The organism is Cohnella boryungensis (assembly GCF_042651945.1).
In the GTDB taxonomy this organism is placed as follows: domain Bacteria; phylum Bacillota; class Bacilli; order Paenibacillales; family Paenibacillaceae; genus Cohnella; species Cohnella boryungensis.
Genome location: NZ_JBHSED010000001.1, coordinates 1 through 20,760, shown reverse-complemented (window position 1 = coordinate 20,760; position 20,760 = coordinate 1). Strand labels below are relative to the sequence as shown.

General features: G+C 53.6%; 16 protein-coding genes. 3 read left to right on the top strand and 13 right to left on the bottom strand.

Features of this window, described 5'->3' with window-relative positions; genetic code table 11:
* Positions 1 to 59: 59 nt before the first annotated feature.
* From ACFO1S_RS00080 to ACFO1S_RS00045, 8 genes are all read right to left on the bottom strand, one after another.
* Complete coding sequence (locus tag ACFO1S_RS00080; RefSeq protein WP_204604697.1) at positions 60 to 1,577, bottom strand: response regulator transcription factor; 1,518 nt, start codon at positions 1,575 to 1,577, stop codon at positions 60 to 62.
* Positions 1,555 to 3,390 carry a sensor histidine kinase gene (locus tag ACFO1S_RS00075; protein WP_204604717.1) on the bottom strand — a complete coding sequence of 612 codons (1,836 nt, stop codon included), beginning with the start codon at positions 3,388 to 3,390 and terminating at the stop codon, positions 1,555 to 1,557. Before ACFO1S_RS00075 ends, ACFO1S_RS00080 begins: the two co-directional genes overlap by 23 nt.
* Positions 3,391 to 3,544: 154 nt before the next feature.
* Complete coding sequence (locus ACFO1S_RS00070; RefSeq protein WP_378126010.1) at positions 3,545 to 4,204, bottom strand: SGNH/GDSL hydrolase family protein; 660 nt, start codon at positions 4,202 to 4,204, stop codon at positions 3,545 to 3,547.
* Between the two features lie 184 nt (positions 4,205 to 4,388).
* The gene (locus tag ACFO1S_RS00065) at positions 4,389 to 5,435 is read right to left on the bottom strand and encodes an ABC transporter substrate-binding protein (RefSeq protein ID WP_378126008.1); all 1,047 of its coding nucleotides are present in this window, start codon (positions 5,433 to 5,435) and stop codon (positions 4,389 to 4,391) included.
* 32 nt (positions 5,436 to 5,467) lie between these two features.
* Positions 5,468 to 6,433, bottom strand: coding sequence for a galactofuranose ABC transporter, permease protein YjfF (gene yjfF / locus ACFO1S_RS00060; protein ID WP_204604699.1), 966 nt, complete (start codon positions 6,431 to 6,433; stop codon positions 5,468 to 5,470).
* Positions 6,423 to 7,466: an ABC transporter permease gene (locus tag ACFO1S_RS00055; protein WP_204604700.1), complete on the bottom strand. Its 1,044-nt coding sequence runs from the start codon at positions 7,464 to 7,466 to the stop codon at positions 6,423 to 6,425. The genes yjfF and ACFO1S_RS00055 overlap by 11 nt, the downstream gene beginning before the upstream one ends.
* A 4-nt stretch (positions 7,467 to 7,470) precedes the next feature.
* Complete coding sequence (locus tag ACFO1S_RS00050) at positions 7,471 to 8,982, bottom strand: sugar ABC transporter ATP-binding protein (RefSeq protein WP_204604701.1); 1,512 nt, start codon at positions 8,980 to 8,982, stop codon at positions 7,471 to 7,473.
* Between the two features lie 94 nt (positions 8,983 to 9,076).
* Entirely contained in the window at positions 9,077 to 10,129 is a 1,053-nt protein-coding gene (locus tag ACFO1S_RS00045; protein ID WP_204604702.1) for an ABC transporter substrate-binding protein, read from the bottom strand.
* Between the two features lie 248 nt (positions 10,130 to 10,377).
* Between ACFO1S_RS00045 and ACFO1S_RS00040 the strand changes: the two genes are divergently transcribed.
* From ACFO1S_RS00040 to ACFO1S_RS00030, 3 genes are read left to right on the top strand one after another with little or no spacing between them, the layout of a single operon-like run.
* Entirely contained in the window at positions 10,378 to 12,171 is a 1,794-nt protein-coding gene (locus tag ACFO1S_RS00040) for a sensor histidine kinase (protein WP_204604703.1), read from the top strand.
* A gap of 13 nt (positions 12,172 to 12,184) precedes the next feature.
* Positions 12,185 to 13,780, top strand: coding sequence for a response regulator (locus ACFO1S_RS00035; protein WP_204604704.1), 1,596 nt, complete (start codon positions 12,185 to 12,187; stop codon positions 13,778 to 13,780).
* Positions 13,767 to 14,768, top strand: coding sequence for a sugar ABC transporter substrate-binding protein (locus tag ACFO1S_RS00030; RefSeq protein ID WP_378126007.1), 1,002 nt, complete (start codon positions 13,767 to 13,769; stop codon positions 14,766 to 14,768). Before ACFO1S_RS00035 ends, ACFO1S_RS00030 begins: the two co-directional genes overlap by 14 nt.
* Before the next feature lie 171 nt (positions 14,769 to 14,939).
* Here ACFO1S_RS00030 and ACFO1S_RS00025 read toward each other — a convergent pair whose 3' ends face one another.
* The 5 genes from ACFO1S_RS00025 to ACFO1S_RS00005 form a co-directional block, all read right to left on the bottom strand.
* The gene (locus ACFO1S_RS00025; RefSeq protein WP_204604705.1) at positions 14,940 to 17,249 is read right to left on the bottom strand and encodes a glycoside hydrolase family 2 protein; all 2,310 of its coding nucleotides are present in this window, start codon (positions 17,247 to 17,249) and stop codon (positions 14,940 to 14,942) included.
* 172 nt (positions 17,250 to 17,421) lie between these two features.
* Positions 17,422 to 18,180, bottom strand: coding sequence for an SDR family oxidoreductase (locus tag ACFO1S_RS00020; protein WP_204604706.1), 759 nt, complete (start codon positions 18,178 to 18,180; stop codon positions 17,422 to 17,424).
* Between the two features lie 44 nt (positions 18,181 to 18,224).
* On the bottom strand, positions 18,225 to 18,437 hold the full coding sequence (locus ACFO1S_RS00015; RefSeq protein WP_204604707.1) for a hypothetical protein: 213 nt from the start codon (positions 18,435 to 18,437) through the stop codon (positions 18,225 to 18,227).
* Positions 18,438 to 18,555: 118 nt separating this feature from the next.
* The gene (locus ACFO1S_RS00010) at positions 18,556 to 20,151 is read right to left on the bottom strand and encodes a GH35 family beta-galactosidase (RefSeq protein ID WP_204604708.1); all 1,596 of its coding nucleotides are present in this window, start codon (positions 20,149 to 20,151) and stop codon (positions 18,556 to 18,558) included.
* Positions 20,152 to 20,415: 264 nt separating this feature from the next.
* Positions 20,416 to 20,760, bottom strand: a 345-nt coding sequence (locus tag ACFO1S_RS00005; RefSeq protein WP_378126004.1) for a transposase, incomplete at its 5' end; no start/stop codon positions are given.

Genomic DNA, 20,760 nt, shown 5'->3' with positions numbered 1-20,760 from the left:
ATAGAAAAGAAACTAAACATATCCTGTTCAAAATAAAGATAGCCTCTCGGGCGAGAGGCTTACAGAAGCGCTTTGAATTCAGTCGGGGTGATGCCGACGTGCTTCTTGAACTGCTTGTGAAAATAGCTCGGCTCCCAGTAGCCGACCTCCTTGGATACCTCGTGAACCTTAAGCGTCGTCCGGCCGAGCAGCTCCTTCGCTTTCTCGATGCGAATCTTGTTCAAGTATTCCGTGAAGGCTTCGTTGGTCTCTCGCTGGAACAGTCGGCCAAGATAAACCGGGTGCGCATTGAACCTGGAGCCGAGCGACTTCAGCGACAAATCCTCGGCGTAATGGGTCTGTACGTGCTTCAGGACCTGCTTGATAATCGGGCTCGTATCCGCACGGACCAGCTCCTCGGAGGACAATCGCGCCACTTCTTGCAGCGCTTGAAGCAACCGCTCCGAATCGGGGGCGTGATAGGCTTGCCGGAATAGCGTGCGGTACCGCTCCTCGAACGACGATTCGCTCTGCTTCAGCTTGCGCAATTCCATCTTCATGCGCACGACCGCTTCGATAACCGCGCCTCGAACGTGATCCGGCGTAATGCCTTCGGAGGCTTGCATGGCGCGGAAATCGGCGTCGATGCGGGCCTCTAGCCGCTGGCTGTCGTTCGACAGCAGCAGCGGTCTGTAGCTCTCCCAGTCCAGCTCGAAAGCTTGCGTCCCGTTCTCCGGCGCGAAGCTCAGCAGCTCGTAGCGCCCAATCTCAGAGCGGCCAAGCATGAGAAGAGACTCCATCGCCTGCTGGGCGTTCCGATAAGCCAGGCGCTCGCTTCCCCGCTTTTCTATGGAGCCCAGAGAAATAAATCCCCCGGATGAGACGAACGTTTGCTGCACGGCCTGCATGAAAGCAAGACCGCTCTCCCGGCATTGCTCCGCACTCTCGCCGAGAAATACCGCGACGCTGTCGCCTTCGTTGTCCCGAAAGCAATGAATCGTCGCCCGGCTTTTCGCCAGCCTGCGCATGCTGCCAAGAGCCTTGTCCGCCTCCTTGTGCCGCACGATTCCCGCCTGCACGAACTGCCCTTCCAGCTCGAAGCCCAGCATACGCGCGCGTTCGTTCAACTGCTCTGCGTCGATTCGCTCCGTGATCCAACGATAGAGGACGTTGTCCTTCAAAATGTCCATGACTTCCTCATTGTATCCGGCGGGCTGCAGATCGGCGTTCAGCTTCTCGACCGTGTTTCCCAGCGTAGCGTACAGCTCCTCGAAATGAATCGGCTTAAGCAGATAATTCTCAATCCCCAGTCTCATGCCTTCCTTCAGGTAGTCGAACTCGTTGTAGCCGCTCAGGATAATGACCTTGATCTCCGGACGGAAAGCCCGAACCTGCCGAATAAGATCAAGACCGTTCATGAACGGCATCGTGATATCCGTGACCAGAATGTCTGCGGGCACCTCGCGCAGCCTCTCCAGCGCCTGCCTCCCATCACCGGCCGTCCCGCAAATTTCCAGACCGTAATGGGACCAGTCCACGCCGTCGCTTAACCCTTCGACGATAAACGGCTCGTCGTCAACCAGAAAGACGCGATACATTCGTATTCTCTCTCCATTCCTTCGCCGGGAACCAGACGGTTACGCTTGTTCCTTGACCCGGCTCGCTGTCGATTTCCACTCCAAATGGCTTGCCGTGCATCAGCTGAAGCCTCTCGTTCACGCTGCGAAGGCCAAATGAAGCCTTCTCGTTCACAATCTCCGGGAAACGCAGCACCTGACGGATTTCCTCCAGCCGGCTTTTGGCAATGCCGTTCCCGTTATCCCTCACGTCGATCCGAACTCTGTCCTCTTCCCGGACAATGCTGATCTCGATCCGGTTGTCGTCCCGATCGGTCCGCAGCCCGTGAACGATATAGTTCTCGATGAGCGGCTGGAGCGACATCTTGGCGACCTCTAGCCCATGCAATTCGGAATCCGCGTGGAAGGCGTATTGGAATTTGTCCTTATAGCGAATGCGGAATAGCTCCAAATACTTGCGGCAATTATCCAATTCCTCCTGCAGCGTGACGACGGCCTGACTTTGCACGAAGCTCTTGAACAGTCCGGCCAGGCTGTAGATCATATCGCCGACATCGTGAACGCCCTGGGAAACGGCGCGCATTCGAATCACTTCCAGCGTATTGTACAGAAAATGCGGATGAATCCGCGCTTGCAGCGCGGACAATTCGGTCTGCTTCTGGCTGATCTCCGCCTTGTAGACCCTCTCGATATAACGGGTCAGCTCATCGAGCATGTCGTTGAAGCCGCGAGAAATTTGCCCCAGCTCGTCCTCGCGCGCGTCCTGAATGCGAACGGTCATATCCCCGGTCTCCACCTTCCTCATGGAACGGATAATCCGGTTCACACGCTTCGCGAAATTCAGCACGAAGATGGACGGGATAAGAATCGCGACGAAGATGCCCGCGATTGCGATCAGAATAATCAGCCGCATTAAATCCTGCGTATACGCCGCCAATTCGGCCTTCGGAACAATACCGACGACGACATAGCCCGGATGCTTGGCGTTCAGCATGGAGACATACGCGTCTTGGTCGAGCGCAGCGGACCCGTCCGCGCCATAGATTCGACTCGCATACGGGTAGAGATCGCCGTAATATTGTCCCGAGGAATCGAACAGCACCTTGCCATCGGGCGTCAGTGCAAGGATATAGCCCGGCAGCGATTCCCCGTAGTTCGCCAGCGCCCGCGTCACGGCCTCGGAGTTGTAATAGACGATTAATTGGCCGGCCATCTTGTACGTCGCCATATCGTTGATGACGCTCTGAACGGCAATCAGCTCCGGCTTCCACTGTCCAATCGCCTTGCGCACCCACTCGTTGGGGGTGGAGATGTCCATATTCGGCAGAATCATCGCATCCGGCACATAGGATCGCGCCGCCTTCGTCTCGACCAGCTTGGACAGGTTATGCTGGTCGTTCACGAACAGGAATTGCTTTTCGGCGCTGTACAAAATGATGTTCTCGATATCCGGGTCGTCCTCCAGCCTGTCCTTGAAGAAATCCAGCCCCTTCGACACTCCGTTGGCGCTGTTGACGAATTTGTCCAGACGGTAGGATACATAGTTCTCGTAAGAGTTTTTGAGCAAATAGCTGACGTTGTCGGACAGCTGCTGATCCCGGTATATGCTTTGCAGCATGAGCTGAACCGCATCGTACTTGCTCTCGATAAACTGGTCGACGCTTTTCATCGCGTTTTTTTGATCGTCCAGCTTGTTGTCCACGATGGATTTGGCCAGAGAGACGTAGGCAAAATAGGACAACGTCGCGATGGTCAGCACCGCGATGCCCGCATAGACGAGAATTAATTTGACGAACCAGTTGTTCCTCACGTAGTTCCGGTAAATCCGGTGCATCGTCGTATCGTCCCTTCCTTCGGCCCGAGCCAGACGAGTGAAATCCAATACGTCTATTATTGTAAACGGTTGCAGTTTTGTCGATAGAAAAATCGCCGGGCCTGCTGTCCAGGACCGACGATTCTCGTCTTCTCGCTATAGTCGCCGCCCTCGGCTACTCCTTAATCGCCAGCGCGCTTCCTTGCACGGTGTTCAGCCAAGCGTCCGCGATCAACCGGTGACCCGCCGTCGTCGGATGCACGCCGTCCCATATCCAATAAGCGGCTTCGGCTCTTTCGCAGGCTTCGTCGAACGTCCGCTGCAGCGGAACGAACACGGCGCCGAAGTCCTCGGACAGTCGCCTTGTCGCCTCTTGATATTTGGCAATCTGCGCCTGCCAGCGCGGCCAGTCCGCTGCCGTCGCTCCGACATTCAGAATAAACGGCTCGCACAGAACCAACCCGGTATCCGGCAGCACTTCTCTCGTTTCCTCCAGCAGATGCCGATAGGCTCTCTCGAAACGATCCGTCGCACCGGTCGGCTCCCCGTTCATAATTCGCCAAGCGTCGTTGACGCCGATCAGGATGCTGATCGTGTCCGGCTTGAGCACGATGGCATCCTCATTCCAGCGGGCGTACAGATCCGATACCCGATTGCCGCTAATCCCGCGATTGATGAACAACGGGGCGCTTTCCGCCAGCTTTGCCCCCAGCTCGGCGGCGATGAGATACGGATAGCCATGGCCGAGAATATGGTTCGGGTCCTCAGAGCGTCCGCGATTTCCGTCCGTAATCGAATCCCCTTGGAACAAATAAACCTTGCCTTGCTGAGTCAAGTCGATCTCTCCTATCCCGTTAACGGATTTGTCCAGTGAAATGAACGATAAGCCGATCATGACAGAAGGAACGAGAGAGCGTCAATATAAAAAAGAGGCGGTGCTTGACCTCCTAAGCCGCAGCTCACTTCGCCGTACCCCTGATGCTAGGCACGTCAAGGAATGTCATTCCCGAGATATTTCCCTAAAACTTTCGTCGTCCCACTTCTTTGGCCGCTCTTTCCTGCGTGAAGATATCTTCCGGCGGCACCATCCTCTTCGGAAGCGTTCGTCCGGCCATAATCTCTTTGGCGGCTTGCATGAGGAGCGGTCCTTGCAGCGGATTGCATTCGACCACCGCGTCAAGCTTTCCCTCGGCCAGCAGCTGCAGCGCCCTTCGGGAGCCGTCCACGGACAAGATCGCAATATCCTTGCCCGGCGTAAGCCCTGCCTCTTCTATCGCCTCAATGGCCCCGATCGCCATCTCGTCGTTGTGCGCGAACAGCACATGCGGGCGCTTCTCAGCGGGAGCCTTCAGGAACTCCTTCATGACTTCCTTTCCTTTGCTTTCCGTGAAATCCGCCGGAGCGCTCTGGGTGATGATCATATCCCCGTTCTCCCCGATCATGCTGCGGAAGCCTTCCCCGCGCCGAATAGACGGGGTTGAACCGGCGGTTCCCTGCAGCTCGGCGATCCGAATAGGGCCAGGCCGATTGCGCATCTTGTCCAGCAAATATTTGCCGGCTTTGACGCCTTCCTCATGGAAGTCCGAACCGATTGTCGTCACGAACAGCGACGTGTCCTCTACGTTCACGAACCGATCCAGAATCACAATCGGGATACCGGCGAGCTTGGCCTCTCGAAGAGTATCCTCCCACCCGGATTCCACCACGGGCGCAATGGCGATCACATCTACCTTCATACGGATGAATTCCCGTACGGCCTCGAATTGCTTTTCTTGCGACTGCTCCGCATTCTTAAACACGAGCGAGATGCCGGATTCCTTCGCGGCCTCCCGCACGGACGAAGTATTCGCCATCCGCCAGGCGCTTTCGGTTCCGAGCTGGGAAAAGCCAAGCACAATCGGCTGCTCCGGCATATCGTCCGACTTCGCAGTGCTCATCCATTCCTTCAAGGACGGAAATTTATTCGCAGGCATCGAAGCAATGGACGGAGCGGAGGTACCGTTCGCGCATCCTTGAAACACCATTAGCACGATCAGAAGAAAGGCTCCATATACGTACGGCTTCACGACTCCGCCCCCTGTATTCCGGCATCGGCCTTTTACGATTTGACAGTAATCCTTCGCTCGCTAAGCACTTTCTGAAACAAAATAAACACAAACAACAGCAATCCGATCACAATCTTCGTCCACCAGGAGCTGAGCGTTCCTTCAAAGCTGATTATAGTTTGGATAACCCCCTGGATCAATACGCCGAGGAAGGTTCCCACGATATAGCCGACGCCTCCGGTCAACAGCGTTCCGCCGATCACTACCGCAGCTATCGTATCCAGCTCAAGGCCCATGGCGTGAAGCCCGTACCCGGACAGCATGTAGAACGTGAACACGACGCCCGCTAGAGCGGAACAGAAACCGCTCAGCGTGTACACGAGCACTTTGGATTGCGCCACGGGAAGTCCCATCAAGAGAGCGGATTGCTCGCTGCCTCCGATGGCGTACACATTTCTTCCGAAGCGCGTGTAGTGGGCCAGATATAAGGCAAGCAGCACGACGACAAGCGCAATCATCACGTTGATGGAGACGTAACCTCCCGGAAGAGACACCTTCGTCTGCGCAACCCAGGTATAGGAGGCGTTCTTAATCGTGATCGTATCAATGCTGATGAGATAGCATAATCCGCGAGCCAGGAACATCCCGGCCAGCGTGACGATAAAAGGCTGGATTCGGAAGTAATGAATAATCGCGCCCATCGTCGCGCCGAACAAGGAACCCATGACGAGCACGAGCGGAATAACGACGGCCGGCGGCCATCCGTGCTGCTCCACCAGACTTGCGCTGACCATCGTCGTCAGAGCAATGACGGAGCCGACGGACAGATCGATTCCTCCAGATAGAATGACAAAGGTCATCCCTACGGCCGTAATCAGCAGAAACGAATTATCAATCAGGAGATTATAGAAAACCTGCATAGAGAAAAATCCGGTATAGCGGAAAGCTCCCGCAGCGAACATCGTGGCCAGCAATCCAAAGGTCACCGCGACGGGAACGTATTTGCGATTAAGTAACATGGCGCGTCGCCTCCTGTTCGATGGGATAATTCCGTTTCTTCCAACGAATCGCGAGCGTCTTGCGGAAGGCTTCGGATTGGATCAGACAAACGGCAAGGACGACTACCGCCTTAACGACGAGCGTAATCTCGGGCGGAACGCCGACCATATAGATCGTGGTCGTAAGGGTTTGAATGATCAGGGCGCCGACGACGGTTCCCATCAGATAGAATCGTCCGCCGTTCAGCGACGTCCCTCCGATGACCACCGCAAGGATGGCGTCAAGCTCATACCAGAGGCCCGCATTGTTGCCGTCCGCGCTCGATACGTTGGAGCTGAGGATTAATCCCGCGATGCCGGCGCACAATCCGCCGAAGACGTAAACAGACAAGATGACCGTGTTCGCGCGCAGCCCCGCCAGCCGACTCGCTCGGGCGTTGCTGCCGACCGACTCGATGAATAAGCCCAGAGCCGTCTTGCGAGTCAGAAGGAAAGCCGCCAGCAGAACGGCCGCTACGATAAAGATCGAAAAGGGCAATGCCGCCAACGAGCCCGCGCCGATATAGGCATAGGGCGAGCTTGAGACGGTGATGATCTGGCCGCCCGTAATCAGCTGCGCGATTCCCCGGCCCGCTACCATCAGAATCAGCGTGGCGATAATCGGCTGTATGCGTGCGGCGGAGACGAGGGCGCCATTCCATAGTCCGAGCACGAGGGATAGAGCCATAGAAGCCAACACGGCCCCTATAACGAGAGGCAACGAGCCCTGATCCGCGCCCTTGCTGATCGCAAGACATGAGATCGCGCCCGAGATCGCGACGATAGAACCGACGGACAGGTCGATCCCGCCGGTCGCGATGACGAGCGTCATTCCGATGGATACCAGCATGAGCGGAGCTCCGAAGTTCAGAATGTCGATCAGGCTGCCATACAGGTTCCCGTTGCGAACGACAAGCGAGAAGAAATCGGGCGAATAAAGCAAGTTAAAGATTAAGAGAGAGGCCAATACGCATAATGGCCAAAACATAGGGTGCCGAACGAGCCTGCCAGCCATTGTGTCAACCTCCTGCCATCGCTTGCATGATTTGCTGCTGATTGATTTGTTCTCCTGCGAGTTCCTTCACGATGCTGCGATCCCGGAGCACAGCGACCCGGTCGCTGACCCGAATGACCTCTTCCAGCTCGGAGGAGATGAACAGCACAGCCATCCCTTGCTTAGCCAAGGAGAGAACCAGCTTCTGAATCTCGGCTTTGGCGCCGACATCGATCCCGCGAGTCGGTTCGTCCAAGATGAGCAGCTCCGGCTGCGTAAGAAGCCAACGCGCCAGCAGCACCTTCTGTTGGTTGCCCCCGCTGAGGTTTTTGATTAAGTGCTCCGCATTTTTCGGATTGATATTCAGCATTTGAATATAGCTTTCCGCGATCTCTTCCTGCTTCTTGCGCGAGATCGGCTTAAACCAGCCTCGCGTCGCCTGGAGAGCCAAAATAATGTTTTCCCGTACGGTCAGATCGTCAATGATGCCTTCCGTCTTGCGGTTCTCCGAGCAGAAGGCAAGACCTTGACGAATCGCGCTTCTCGGCGACTTGACCGGTCTGCCGGCGGTCGCGACGGCGAGCTTGCCCTCATCCGGGCGATCCGCTCCGAAGAGGAGTCTGGCCATCTCCGTCCGGCCGGAGCCGAGAAGTCCGGCCAGTCCGACGACCTCTCCCTTGCGAATCGCCAGATCGAATGGCCGTATCGCCCCCTTTCTTCCTAATCCGGAAGCGGTAAGCATGGTGCCGCCCGTCTTCTCCTTGTGTTCCTCGGACAGCATTGGAAGCTCATCCAGCAGCTTAAGCTCCTTGCCGATCATCTTCAGGACGAGCTCGAATTTGGGCAGCTCCGCCGCCAGGTATTCGCCTTCCAGCTCTCCGTTGCGCAGAATCGTCAATCGATCCGACATTTCGTAGACCTGATCCAGGAAGTGCGTCACGAACAAGATGGCCATGCCTTCGCTTTTAAGCTTCCGCATAACTGCAAACAGCTGCTGAACTTCGTTCTGATCGAGGCTTGATGTCGGCTCATCCAGAATGAGCACCTTGGCCGAGATGCTCAGCGCGCGCGCGATGGCTATCAGTTGCTGAATAGCCACCGAATACGACTGCAGCGGGAGCGTGACGTCGATCGAGAGGTTAAGCCGCTCCTTCAGCAGCTTGTCAGCGTCGCGATTCAGCTTCTTCCATTGAATTCTGCCGAGCTTGCGCGGCTCTCGGCCGATTGAGATGTTCTCGGCGACAGACAAATTCGGGCATAGATTCACCTCCTGATAGACCGTGCTGATGCCCACCCTCCGCGCCTCCAGCGGTCCCGTGATCGAAACTCTCTTGTCCTCCATCTCCACCGCGCCTTCGTCGATGGAGTACACGCCCGTCAGCACCTTGATCAGCGTAGATTTGCCCGCGCCGTTCTCGCCCATAAGCGCGTGAACCTCTCCGGGAAACAGCCTGAAGTTTACGTTGGACAGAGCCTTGACGCCCGGAAATTGCTTGGTAATGCCCGTCATCTTCAGAATCGGCGTTGGGACGGCCATTTCATCCTCTCCTTTTTGTAAAGCGAGAAAAGCCACTCGGCGGCTGTTAGCCCATTGGAGTGACTTTCCCGGCATTATCCTCTGCTTGTCGCTATTAATATTCGCGGGACGGAAGAGCTTCCTTCGCTTGCTCGGAGGTAAAGGTCGTCTCGTTCGTCACGATTCGAGGCTCGATTTCCTTGCCGTCAACGACAGCTTGAACGGCCTCCATCAATTGCGGTCCGAGCAGCGGGTTGCACTCTACGATGAAGTTGATCTTGCCTGCCGCCGCGGCCGTCATTCCATCCTTAACCGCGTCGACCGAGATGATGATGATGTCCTCGCCCGGCTTCAGACCGGCAGCTTCGATGGCTTGAATCGCGCCAAGCGCCATGTCGTCATTATGGGCATACAGCACGTCGATGTCCTTGTGCGCTTTCAGGAACGCTTGCATGACTTCCTTCCCCTTGGCGCGCGTGAAGTCTCCCGTCTGGGATGCAATGACCTTCAGATTCGGATTGGAGGCAATCATTTCCTGGAAGCCGGACTTGCGATCGTTCGCCGGAGCGGAGCCCGTCGTGCCTTGCAGCTCAACGATGTTGACGGCTTCCTGGGAATCCTTGAACTTGTCGACCACCCACTGACCGGCTTTCCGGCCCTCTTCCACGAAGTCGGAGCCGATGAACGTCCTGTACAGCGTCTTATCCTCCGAATCGACGGCGCGGTCCGTGAGAATAACCGGAATCCCCGCATCCTTAGCCTCCTTCAGAACCGTGTCCCAGCCGGATTCGACGACTGGAGAGAACGCGATGACATCGACCTTCTGTTGAATGAAGGAGCGAATGGCCTTGATTTGATTTTCCTGCTTCTGCTGAGCGTCCGAGAACTTCAGATCGTAGCCTGCGCTCTTCGCCGAGTCCTGGATCGATTTCGTATTGGCCGTTCTCCAGCCGCTCTCTGCGCCGACTTGGGAGAACCCGAGCGTAATTTTGCTGCCGGACGGCTTCTCGCTTGCGCTTGCGCTGGTTGTGGCGGATGGAGACGGTTCCGGCGAAGACGCTCCTCCGGTATTGCTCGCTTGGTTGTTGCCGTTGCTGCCGCAAGCCGTCACGATGGCGATCAGCATGGCAAGCAACAGACCTGCACCCCATTTTTTGTTGCTCTTCATTTAGCATATCCTCCCTTAAAGTTCACCGGCCTCGGTGTGTCCCCATTATAGAACCGGTGACTGCGCCCCTTATATGGAGTCCGTTTCGGGTTTGCTGGGATTTCTTGCGGATATCGCCATGCAGCAAGCTGTAAAGATGTGATTTTTTATGTAAAACGTGTATTATTTTGCGTTTCTCTCATTCCCCGAGCCTGATGCGCTATAATTAGGAACAAATCGTGAAAACTCCCTTGGACGAGGAATGACTTATGAATCTATTCAAGTGGATTACTTCGAGTCTAAGAGCCAAGCTCCTCAGCATGTTCATCTTCCTCACCGCCTTCCCGCTTCTTGCTGTGGGGCTCGTATCCTACCAGAAATCCTACACCACGGTCTCAAATCACAGCAAAGCCTCGGCCCAGTTGACCGCAGAGCAGTTGGCCCGCAACATCGATACTTTATTCGAGGACACGGAGCGTCTTCTGGAATTGGGCAACAACCCGCAAGTGCTCCAATTCCTCTACTCCCAGTCGGAGACGTACGAGGAGGCCAAGACGATTCTGCAGACGTTCCAGTTGTATCGGGAGACGTACAAATTCGACAACATGCTTAACATCTCGATGGTCAACTTCTACGGCAAGGGCATCAGCGAGCGAAGAGGGGTATTCCAACTGGAACGAAACCCGCTTCGCAACCCCCACTTTCAATACTTGACGCAATATCCCGATGCGATTCTCCGGCTGCCCTATTCCGCGACCACGGACAGCGATCGTCTGGACGGCTTCTCCTATCCCGCCAGGAACGCGTTCTCGATCATGGCGGCGGTTAAGCAGCGCATTACTCATGAAGTCATCGGCTTTATCGTCATTGATCTCGACGATTCAATCATTAAGGAATACTTGTCCAGCGCCATGATCGGTCGAACGGGCTTCTTCTATCTCATTGACGGATACGGCTCGACGCTATTCCCGCCTCCGTCCAACCAGACCAACCGGGAGATTCTCGAGCGGATCTCCGTTCAGCCGATGACCGCCAACAGTAACAGCTATGTGCTTCAGAACCCGAGTCCGAAGCAGTTCGTCGCGTACGGAACCGCGAGACAGACAGGTTGGACCGTCGTCGGCGTCGCTCCGCTCAAGGAGGTTGTCGCGGAGGCTTACAGCATTCGCCAGCTCATATTCCTAAGCGTCCTGCTTAGCGCGGTATTTGCCTTGACGCTGTATTTCTTCCTCACCAAGCGCATCACGCAGCCGATTCAGATTCTGATGAACAAGATGCGCAAAGCCGCAAGCGGCTATCTGGACGCCAAGGTGAAGCCCAACGGGGATGACGAGATTGCCGATCTGGGGAAAAGCTTCAACATTATGCTGGAAAAAATCAAGAGCCTGATCGAAAAAAGCAGACGCGAGCAAGAACGGGTGCAGCTGGCCGATTTGCGTACGCTTCAAGCGCAGATCAATCCTCATTTTCTGTACAACACCCTGGATTCGATTCTATGGATGGCCGAGGACGAAAATAAACAAAGCGTCATCAAGATGGTGAAAGCGTTATCAAGGTTTTTCCGGCTAAGTCTGAACAAAGGGCGCGACTGGATCTCGATCAAGACCGAGCTGGAGCATGTCGAGAATTATCTGGTCATTCAGCAAATGAGATACCGGGATATTCTGCAATACGAAATCAACGTCGACCCGGCGCTCCAGATCTATCCCATCATGAAAATGTCGCTGCAGCCTCTCGTCGAGAATGCCATCTACCATGGGATCAAAAATAAACGAGGCCAAGGCATGATTCGAATAGGCGGCTACATCGACGGCCATTTTATGGTGCTGACCGTCGAGGACAACGGAATCGGAATTGTACCCGAGAAGCTTGCCGTTCTGCGGGAACAATTAGAGCAACCGGCCGATGCCCATCTTCCTTCGGATGACGACCATGAGGGGGGCTTCGGTCTGCTCAACGTGCACCATCGGATTCGGCTCTATTTTGGCGCTCAATACGGAATTGAGCTGGACAGCATCCATAAGGAAGGAAGCAAGGTGTCCATACGGATTCCAAAAAGATAAAGGGGGTTTGTTCGTGAAAAAGGTCATGATCGTGGATGACGAGATTCTCATTCGGGAGACGATACGCCGATGCGTAGATTGGGAGAAAGAGGGCTTCCTCTACTGCGGGGATGCGTCGGACGGCGAGCTCGCCTTGCCGATCATCGAGGAGCAAAAGCCGGACATCCTCATTACGGATATCAAGATGCCGTTCATGGACGGATTGGAGCTTGCCTCTATCGTTCATAAAGAAATGCCGGACATCAAGATCATCGTGATGAGCGGGCATGATGAATTTCGATACGCCCAAGCGGCCATCCGTCTCGGAGTCGAGGATTACTGCCTGAAGCCGATCAGCGCCTCGGAGTTCATTCAATTGCTTCGCAAGGTCAGCCGCAAGATCGATGAGGAACAGCAGCTGAAGCGCAATCAGGGCATGACGAAGGAAAAGCTGCTATCCGACCTCTGCGGCGGCCTGATCGGCACCCATGAGGCGATTGAATCCGCCAAGAAGCTCTCGCTGCCGCTCGCCTCCCGCTTCTATCGGGTTGCCGTGCTGGACATTCGCATCCCTGATTTCGCACGCTCGCAGAATGACGTCTTGCTGAATGGCATTCAGGGAAGCATCGAGCAGTGGGTAACGCCGGATGCGGACGGATTGACGTTCGTTCGCGGACGGACAGAGCTGGTTCGCATCTTCAAGAGTAGCTTCTCGGAAAACCTCTCGGAACGCTTGGAGCAGGTCGGGAACCGAATTCGCTCGGAGCTTGAGGAGCAGTACCCCTGCGAGATTACGGTAGGCGTCGGGAGCCTGCAGGAGCGTATTCAAGGCATTCATGTCTCCTATCTGGAGGCCCAGGAGGATCAGTATATTACCCGTCTGACTCGTCAGAACAAAATATCTCTTCGTGAAACCACCTATCGGGAGAAGCTGGATATTCTGCTCGATCGGGCCGGCTTTCTCGACTTTTTGAAGGTGGGCACCCCCGCCAAGCGGGAGGCTTTCGTTCGGGAATTCGCGGAGGCCTTGAAGCAGATCGATTGGCAGTCCTCCCTGTACGGATTTTATCTCTTGAACGACCTGACGCTGGAAGCCTTCCGCGTCGCCAAGCAATGGTTCCGTTCTCCGGAGGAGCCGACAGCAAGCCTTGAACGTCTGCAACAAACGCTGCGACAGGTGTCATCCTGGGAGGACAGCCTCCTCTACCTGAACGCATTGCTGCAGCAGCTGTGGCAATGGCGCGTAGAATCGTCCGACAAGTACGGGGAAATTATCGATAAGGTAAAGTCTTACATTCAGGCTCACTATGCGAATGACCAATTGTCGCTGAAGGATATTGCCGCGCACGTCCGAATCAGTCCCAGTCATCTCAGCAAAATATGCAGCCAGGAGATGGGCCACACGTTAACCGAGCACCTGACGCAGGTTCGAATCCGGCGGGCGATGGAATTGCTGAGGTCGACTCCCAACAAAACCTTCGAGATCGCCTACGAGGTCGGATACAGCGATCCGCATTATTTCTCGAATCTCTTTAAGAGACTTACGGGCATGACGCCCAAGGAATATCGAAATCAGGACATGACAGAGCTTAGAGCCGACCGTCCGAGGGTGATGAATGATGGAAGTTAGGCAGGCATCTCGCGCCTTGTCCCGCGTCTTGGTGATAAGCCTACTCTTCCTATTGGCTTTAAACGGCTGTATGGGGATCGGAAAAGTGTCGCTGGCCGAGACGGCTGCGGATGTCGCCTCCAGCTCCGTCGCTCAAGCTCCTCCGAAAAAGTTCGGCATTATTTATCCCATGACTTACGCCACCTACGAATCGATCACGCAGGACGCAAAAGCGACGGCGGAGAGCCGAAATGTCACGCTGCTCGTCAACGCTCCCGACGAAGCCAATACGGAGCAGCAAATTCGCATTATGGAAATGATGATCAAGCAGAAGGTAGACGGAATCGCCATCTCTCCGGTCGATACGCAAGCTCTGACTCCTGTCATCGATAAGGCCCAGGCGGCCGGCATACCCGTTATTACCTTTGAATGGGACGCTCCCGACAGCAACCGCGTCGCTTACGTCGGCGCCGACAATTATGCGACCGGGAGGCAGTTCGCCATGACCATCAGCGACCTGCTGGATAACAAGGGAATGATTATTGTCGAGACCGGTATGCAGGAGATGATCGGTCTCCACCAACGGCTCGAAGGGCTTCTGGATTATTTGAACGAGGAGTCCTCGATTGAGGTGCTTGATGTGCGCTATAACCAAGGAAGCGAAGATCGCGCCATGAGCGACATCGAGAGCATGATTGACGAGCACCCTCACTTCAGCGCGATGGTCAGTCTCGATATCGTGTCGGCTGCCGTCTCCACCCTAATCTGGAAGGCCAAAGGCTTGGATCGAATTTCTCTGTCCATGGGCAATAACCCCTCCAGCATCGAGACCTTGCAGAATGGCCAGCTAACCGCCGTGATCTCCCAGAACGAGCAGGAATGGGGCCGTACCATCGTCGAGACGCTGCTCCGCGTCAGCGATCATCGGCAGGTGCCGGAGTTTATGGATATGGGTATCAGGGAAATCCGCCAAACCGACGTTCAGACGGTCTGGGCCTCCGCGCCTTAAATGAACAAAGCCTGTCAGCGGTTGCTAGGTTACTGACAGGTTTTGTTCGCGAACGGGGTATAGCTAAGATTAGATCGGTGCATAAGTATGCGTTTATGTGGGATTGCGATTCATCTATGCATGCCGGCAAATAATTAGGCTTGAACCAGATTGAGGGTCCAAGCCAAATGTCTAAACTTTATTAATTTTAGTAAGTTCTTTATTGATTGCGAAAATCAGTTTCTCAGGGAAATTTTCCGGCGACATTCCTGCCAGCATGTCGATTGTAAATCCTTGCATCATAGGGTATTGCGGCCTGTCCCTGAAATTTTCTCCGAAATATTTATTCAGCACAGTCTCCGCATCTTTGTTCTCGAACAGCTCTTTAAATGTGCAACGGGTGGAATACGCGTCGTCCGTAATTTGCAACTCCGCTAACTCTTCCGCGCTCGTATCGGGCAGCTCGAACCAGTTTTTAACTTCTTTTCCTTCATCCGCAACCGGCGGCGCTTCATAGCTTGCATTCGGCGCTTCTACTCTATTGAATCGGGCTATATCTTGATAGTTCACGTTACTTTCGCAGGCCACCGCACGGATTTCATTCATGTCCTCCGCCAGTACGACATTGTCGAAGACGAAGATTTTCTCTTTGCTGGATTTAGATTGAATTTGTTCGCCGTTTAAATACAGCGTGACCTCTTCGCAATTCGAATAGACTTTCACTTGAATGCTGTCCTCAGCCCGATCCACGAAGCGCTTGCTTGTAATATGGACGAACTTTTCGTCGGAACAATGGGCTTTATACATATAGAAAGCGTCCTTCTTAATCTTTCTATCGTAGGTGACCAGCCCCTTATTGTTCCTTCCTTTAACTCCGCCCTCGTCTCGGATATTGGCTCCGAAATCGAACATATTCCATACGTACGTAGCCCAAAGGAACGGCTTTTTCTCGAATATTTTCCAAGCGATCTCATGATAAAGCGCATGGTATTCTTCGGTATAGTCTTTTACCTTCGGCTCAGCGCTGTGATATTGGACGATCCCTTCAACGCCGTATTCGGAAATACAAAGCGGTCTATCGGGATTGATCCGATGAAACTTGTCCAACCAGGGATCGAAATCTTCAGTCTTACCGTGATACCATCCGTAATACTTATTGTAACCGATCACGTCCGTCATCCGATTATATTCGTCCTTCTCGTCGACGAATAGAACGTTGGCCATCGTCGTGAGTCGGGTAGGATCTTCTTTTTTGGTCAACTCGCTTAATTCTCTAACGAGTTTTCGGACTTCCGGTCGTTCCCCGCCGATTTGAATTTCATTTTGCACGCCCCAGAATACGATAGAGGGGTGATTGTAATTCTGTTTGATTAGCTCAAGCATCTGTTGCTTTGCGTTAATTCCTTCCAGCTCGTTCTGAGACATGATCGAGATAAAAGGAATTTCCGCCCATACCACCATGCCTTCTTTGTCGCACAGATCGTAAAAAGTTTGGCTATGCTGGTAGTGGGCGAGGCGAAGGGACGTCGCGCCGATTTCTTTAATCAATTCCATGTCTTCGATATGCTCATGTTCCGTAACGGCCCAACCCATATCTTTTCTGTCCTGGTGTCTCGATACGCCGAACAACGGCAAATGCTCGCCGTTTAAGAAGAAGCCTTTCTCTGGGTCGACATGGAAGTACCTGACTCCGAATAGAGCTTTAATCTGATCGATCGTGTCGTTGAAGCTGGTCATGGAGACAGTTGCTTGATACATGTAGGGATTTTTTCTGCCTTGCCAGAGAATCGGATCGTCTATGACGCAATCGAGCGTTTCTGTTCTAACTTCGCCTGCGGCCAGAACGACCTCCTTCGCGGCGTAAGTGACGGAACGATTGTCGGCATCGGTAATATCCGCCCACAGTCTGACTTTTTTCTCCTCGCCGCTGTCATTTACGAGTCTGGATTCGATTTTTAGGTGAGCCTTTTCTTTCGAAACCTCTTCCTGAACGATATATACGCCGTTAGAACCGTAATCCATCGCGTCGAAATGAACTTCATTCGTAACAAGCAGATATACGTCGCGGTAAATGCCGCCGTAGAAAGTAAAGTCCGCCTTCTGAGGATATACATCGTCTACTACGGTATTATCGACTTTGACGGCGATCACGTTTGTCGTTCCGAAGGCTACGTCGGCCGTAATGTCAAACCTGAAGGTGGAGTAACCGCCTTTGTGCTGACCAACATGCCGAGCGTTGACGTATACATCGGTAACACTATTGGAGCCGTTGAATTCGATGTACACTTTCCTTCCCTGATCGGAAGCGCTTAGAGTGAACTCTTTTCTGTACCAGCATGCGCCTTGGTAATATTCATAACCGTTCGCCCCGTCTACCGCATTCCAGGTGTGGGGAAGATTAACTTCGCTCCAGCGGTCGTCTCGATACGTTACGGTTTCGGCCAACTCTTCATTATGACGAATAAAGCGCCAAGCATTATTCAACTGAATGCGTTTTCTCATGTTCTTCTCTCCTCCTAAGGATATATCTCATCTTCCTATGATAAGACGAATAAATCCTCGCCACTAACACTCTCACGACTTCTCTACTAACGGTTTGACGACTTCTGGAGGATAGAAAAAAACCTTACGATGCAGGAGCGGCTTCCGCCCCCTATCGTAAGGGAATTCTTAATCAATAAGCCGTCCAGCCTGCATCCGCGGTAATCGTCGTGCCGTTGACAAAGCCGGAATCATCGGACGCCAGGAACAATGCGACCTTCGCGATGTCTTCGGGTTGACCTAGGCCGGGATTGATGCCCATGCCGATCTGCGCACGTTCCGCGCCAAACGGATTCGGTGCCGTTATGGACATGGCGATATTCGTTGCGACCGCGCCTGGCGCAATCGCGTTGCAGCGAATGCCGTGTGTCGCGTATTGAAAGCCGACGTTCTTCGTAAATCCGACGACAGCATGCTTCGAAGCGGTATAAGCGGCTCCCGCCCGGGAACCGAATAAGCCGCCAGCCGAAGCGATATTCACGATTACGCCTTTCTTCTGGCCGATGAAGAGAGGAAGAACCTTCCTTGTCGTCCGCATCGGTCCGGTCGTGTTCACGGCAAATACCTTGTCCCATAGCTCGTCCGTCAAGTCACCGGCAGGCACGAAATTGTCCATGATGCCGGCATTGTTGACGAGAATGTCCACGGTGCCGTACGTTTGAACCGCGATATCGATCAAGCGCTGAACGTCTTCTTCGACTGCGACATTGGTTGCCACCGCGATCGCCGTTCCGCCAGCAGCTTCGATTCCCTCAACCACTTTGCCCGCGTTGTCGACATTAAGATCCGATACGACCACTTTAGCGCCTTCTTGAGCGAAGAGCTCCGCGATCGCTTTGCCCATCCCCGATGCCGCTCCCGTGACAACCGCTACTTTACCATGAAGCTTCATCTGCTCAACCTCCTTGCTTCAATTGTTTGGAATAACCGGCTCTTCTATTCGATAGCAGCTAAATCGGAAACGATGGATGCCAGTACTTCCGAAGAGACGTTAGCTTGCGGAAACGCCGCCAATTGGCCCAGCGTAAACCCGCTAGCCATTCCGGTCATCGGGTTGTTCGAGAATCCCGGAAGATGCTTGTCCAGTACGGCTTTTGCCGCAGCGTTCCCTAACAAGTCGCCCAGCTTGGAATTTTGATCGAATTTCATATCCGTGTTCACTTCCCTTCAAGTGTATCTTACGGAATTAATCATAGCTTTTTGCCCTTCGACGGACTAACGGTTAGACGATATGTCGAATAACACTTTCACGACTTTTGAACTTTCTTTATCGGTATCCGAATAACTTGATTTTCAGCAACGTTGGGGTTTCGAACCGCATGCTCGCAGCCTCGTCCCCATTCAGCCGCCGGCTCATCTTCCACATCCCTTGCTCGAAGCACCCTTCTTCCAAGGATAATATATCCACGTTGGGCTTGTTCGGGTTTGCGGAGAACGGAATAACGGCACAGCCGTTTACAATGATGTAGAACTCCTCGGCCGTCCTTTTCAACACAAGGCATACTCCGTCTTTCCGTGTCAATATGGGCAGATTCATCAACGCCTTGAAGCCATACTCCCCGAACACCATCGTATCTTGCTCCGGACGCTCGACGATCGTTGCCTGCAAATCCGATGTGCCGTATTTGTCCGTCAATAACGGCATCATACTGTGAAGCGTTCGATTATACCACGCATATTCATCGATGTTCTGCGGCGTCTTCAACATGGGATCGTCGATGTCCATGCCGAAGAGATAGCTTTGGATGGCCGTAAAAGGTTTCCCCATGTCTTCGAAAGCGAACGGAGCAAATCCCAACGCATGATGATGCCCCACCACGTAGACCAGCCTCGGACCTGCATAGCCGTGAGTCGCCGTCTCGGGAATAAAGAGAGGGTTGTCCATCTTGACGTACTCGTCGCACACTTCGCAAAAATTCGGAACATAAATATCCGGCGCAAGTACGTCTACATGAGGCGCGCAGTACTTCCACACCTCCATCATCCGGGATACAGGCCCGCCGCTCGGAAAGATCCCGGGCTTTTGGCCTTTATCCAGCCAGCAGTTGGCCATCATCGGCAGAGAATAGACCTCCTTGCCGGCGGCAGCAACTTTATCGATATAACTTGCAATGTGATACGCGCTGAACACTTCCTCCGACGCTTCTCCGAACACCGCTTTCCAATTGCCGCTCTGCGCGCCTTTCTCGACGGCATCGCGGACATCCTCGGCCATAGTTCCCGTTTGCGATTTCATATAATCCACGAACGGTTGCGGGACATCCGCCTCGAACACAGTGTCCGCTATATCGGAATGTTCTCTCGCCGCGCCTTGCAGACCGGGCTCGTTCTCTACCTGGACAAGCAATACCGTGCGCTCTTGTTCATCCACTTCTTTAATGTGACGCATCAATTCGCGAAACGCTTTGGCATCGGCCGCATTGGTTGCTTCGCAAAGATAGGATAACGTCGTATAGGGCAAATCATAGAAATCCTTCATGTTGATCTTATTTTTGCCCTTCTCGACTTCCGCCCTTCTGAAGCGCTCCAAATCCGTCTTGACCCACGATGGCGCATAATAGCACTGTGCGTTTTTCCAGGCGCCGAACCACAAGAAGCCGATCTTCATCCCGTGCCTTCTAGCCTGGCCAATCAGTTCGTCCACCAATCGGAAGTCGAACACGTCTTCTTCGGGTTCGACCATCTCCCATGTCACCGGTAGCAATAAGCTGTTCATGCCAAGCTTGACTGCCTTCTCCCAGATCGATTCCATATATTCTGCGGATGACGAATTGGAATTATGGACCTCGCCCGCAAGCATAATGAACGGTTTTCCTTTATCCAGTAGCAGATGGTTCTTCCCTTGCGACTCCTGATTCAACATACAGCTCCTCCTCGCTATTAATGCTTTCTCATGATAATCATATCCATTCGCGCCTAGCCGGACTAACGGTTAGACGACATGTCGAATAGCACTTTCACGACTTTTGCGAGCAACATCATTTTCAGGGACATTTTTGTTTCCCCATAAAAACCAGCTAATGTTTGTCAAGCATTGGTGTCTTGGCTTGATAACATGATGTTGATATAATTCTCATTGCACACCAAATAACCTCCATAGCAGTGGAGGGTGTTGGTTAAATATGGTTTATACGTGGTAGGGCTGACTCTTTTTCAAGATGGCGTAAATGTGATGCAATAGCTTGTTGGCGCAAGCAATCACCGTCACCTTGTAGGGTTTGCCCTCTTCTCTTTTCTTGTCGTAGTATGCCCTAAGTTTCTGGTTCGTGCTGCGCCTGATTCCACATTGGACAGCCAAATACAAAGCTCTGCGCAATCGTTTAGATCCTCGCTTGGTTATTCGGTTGCTAGTGGCCACAAATTGTCCAGAACTAAAGACCCCAGGATCTAACCCCGCAAAAGCTACGAGTTGCTTCGGATCCTCAAACTGCTTGGCATCCCCGATTTCTGAAACTATAGCTGCGGCAAGTTT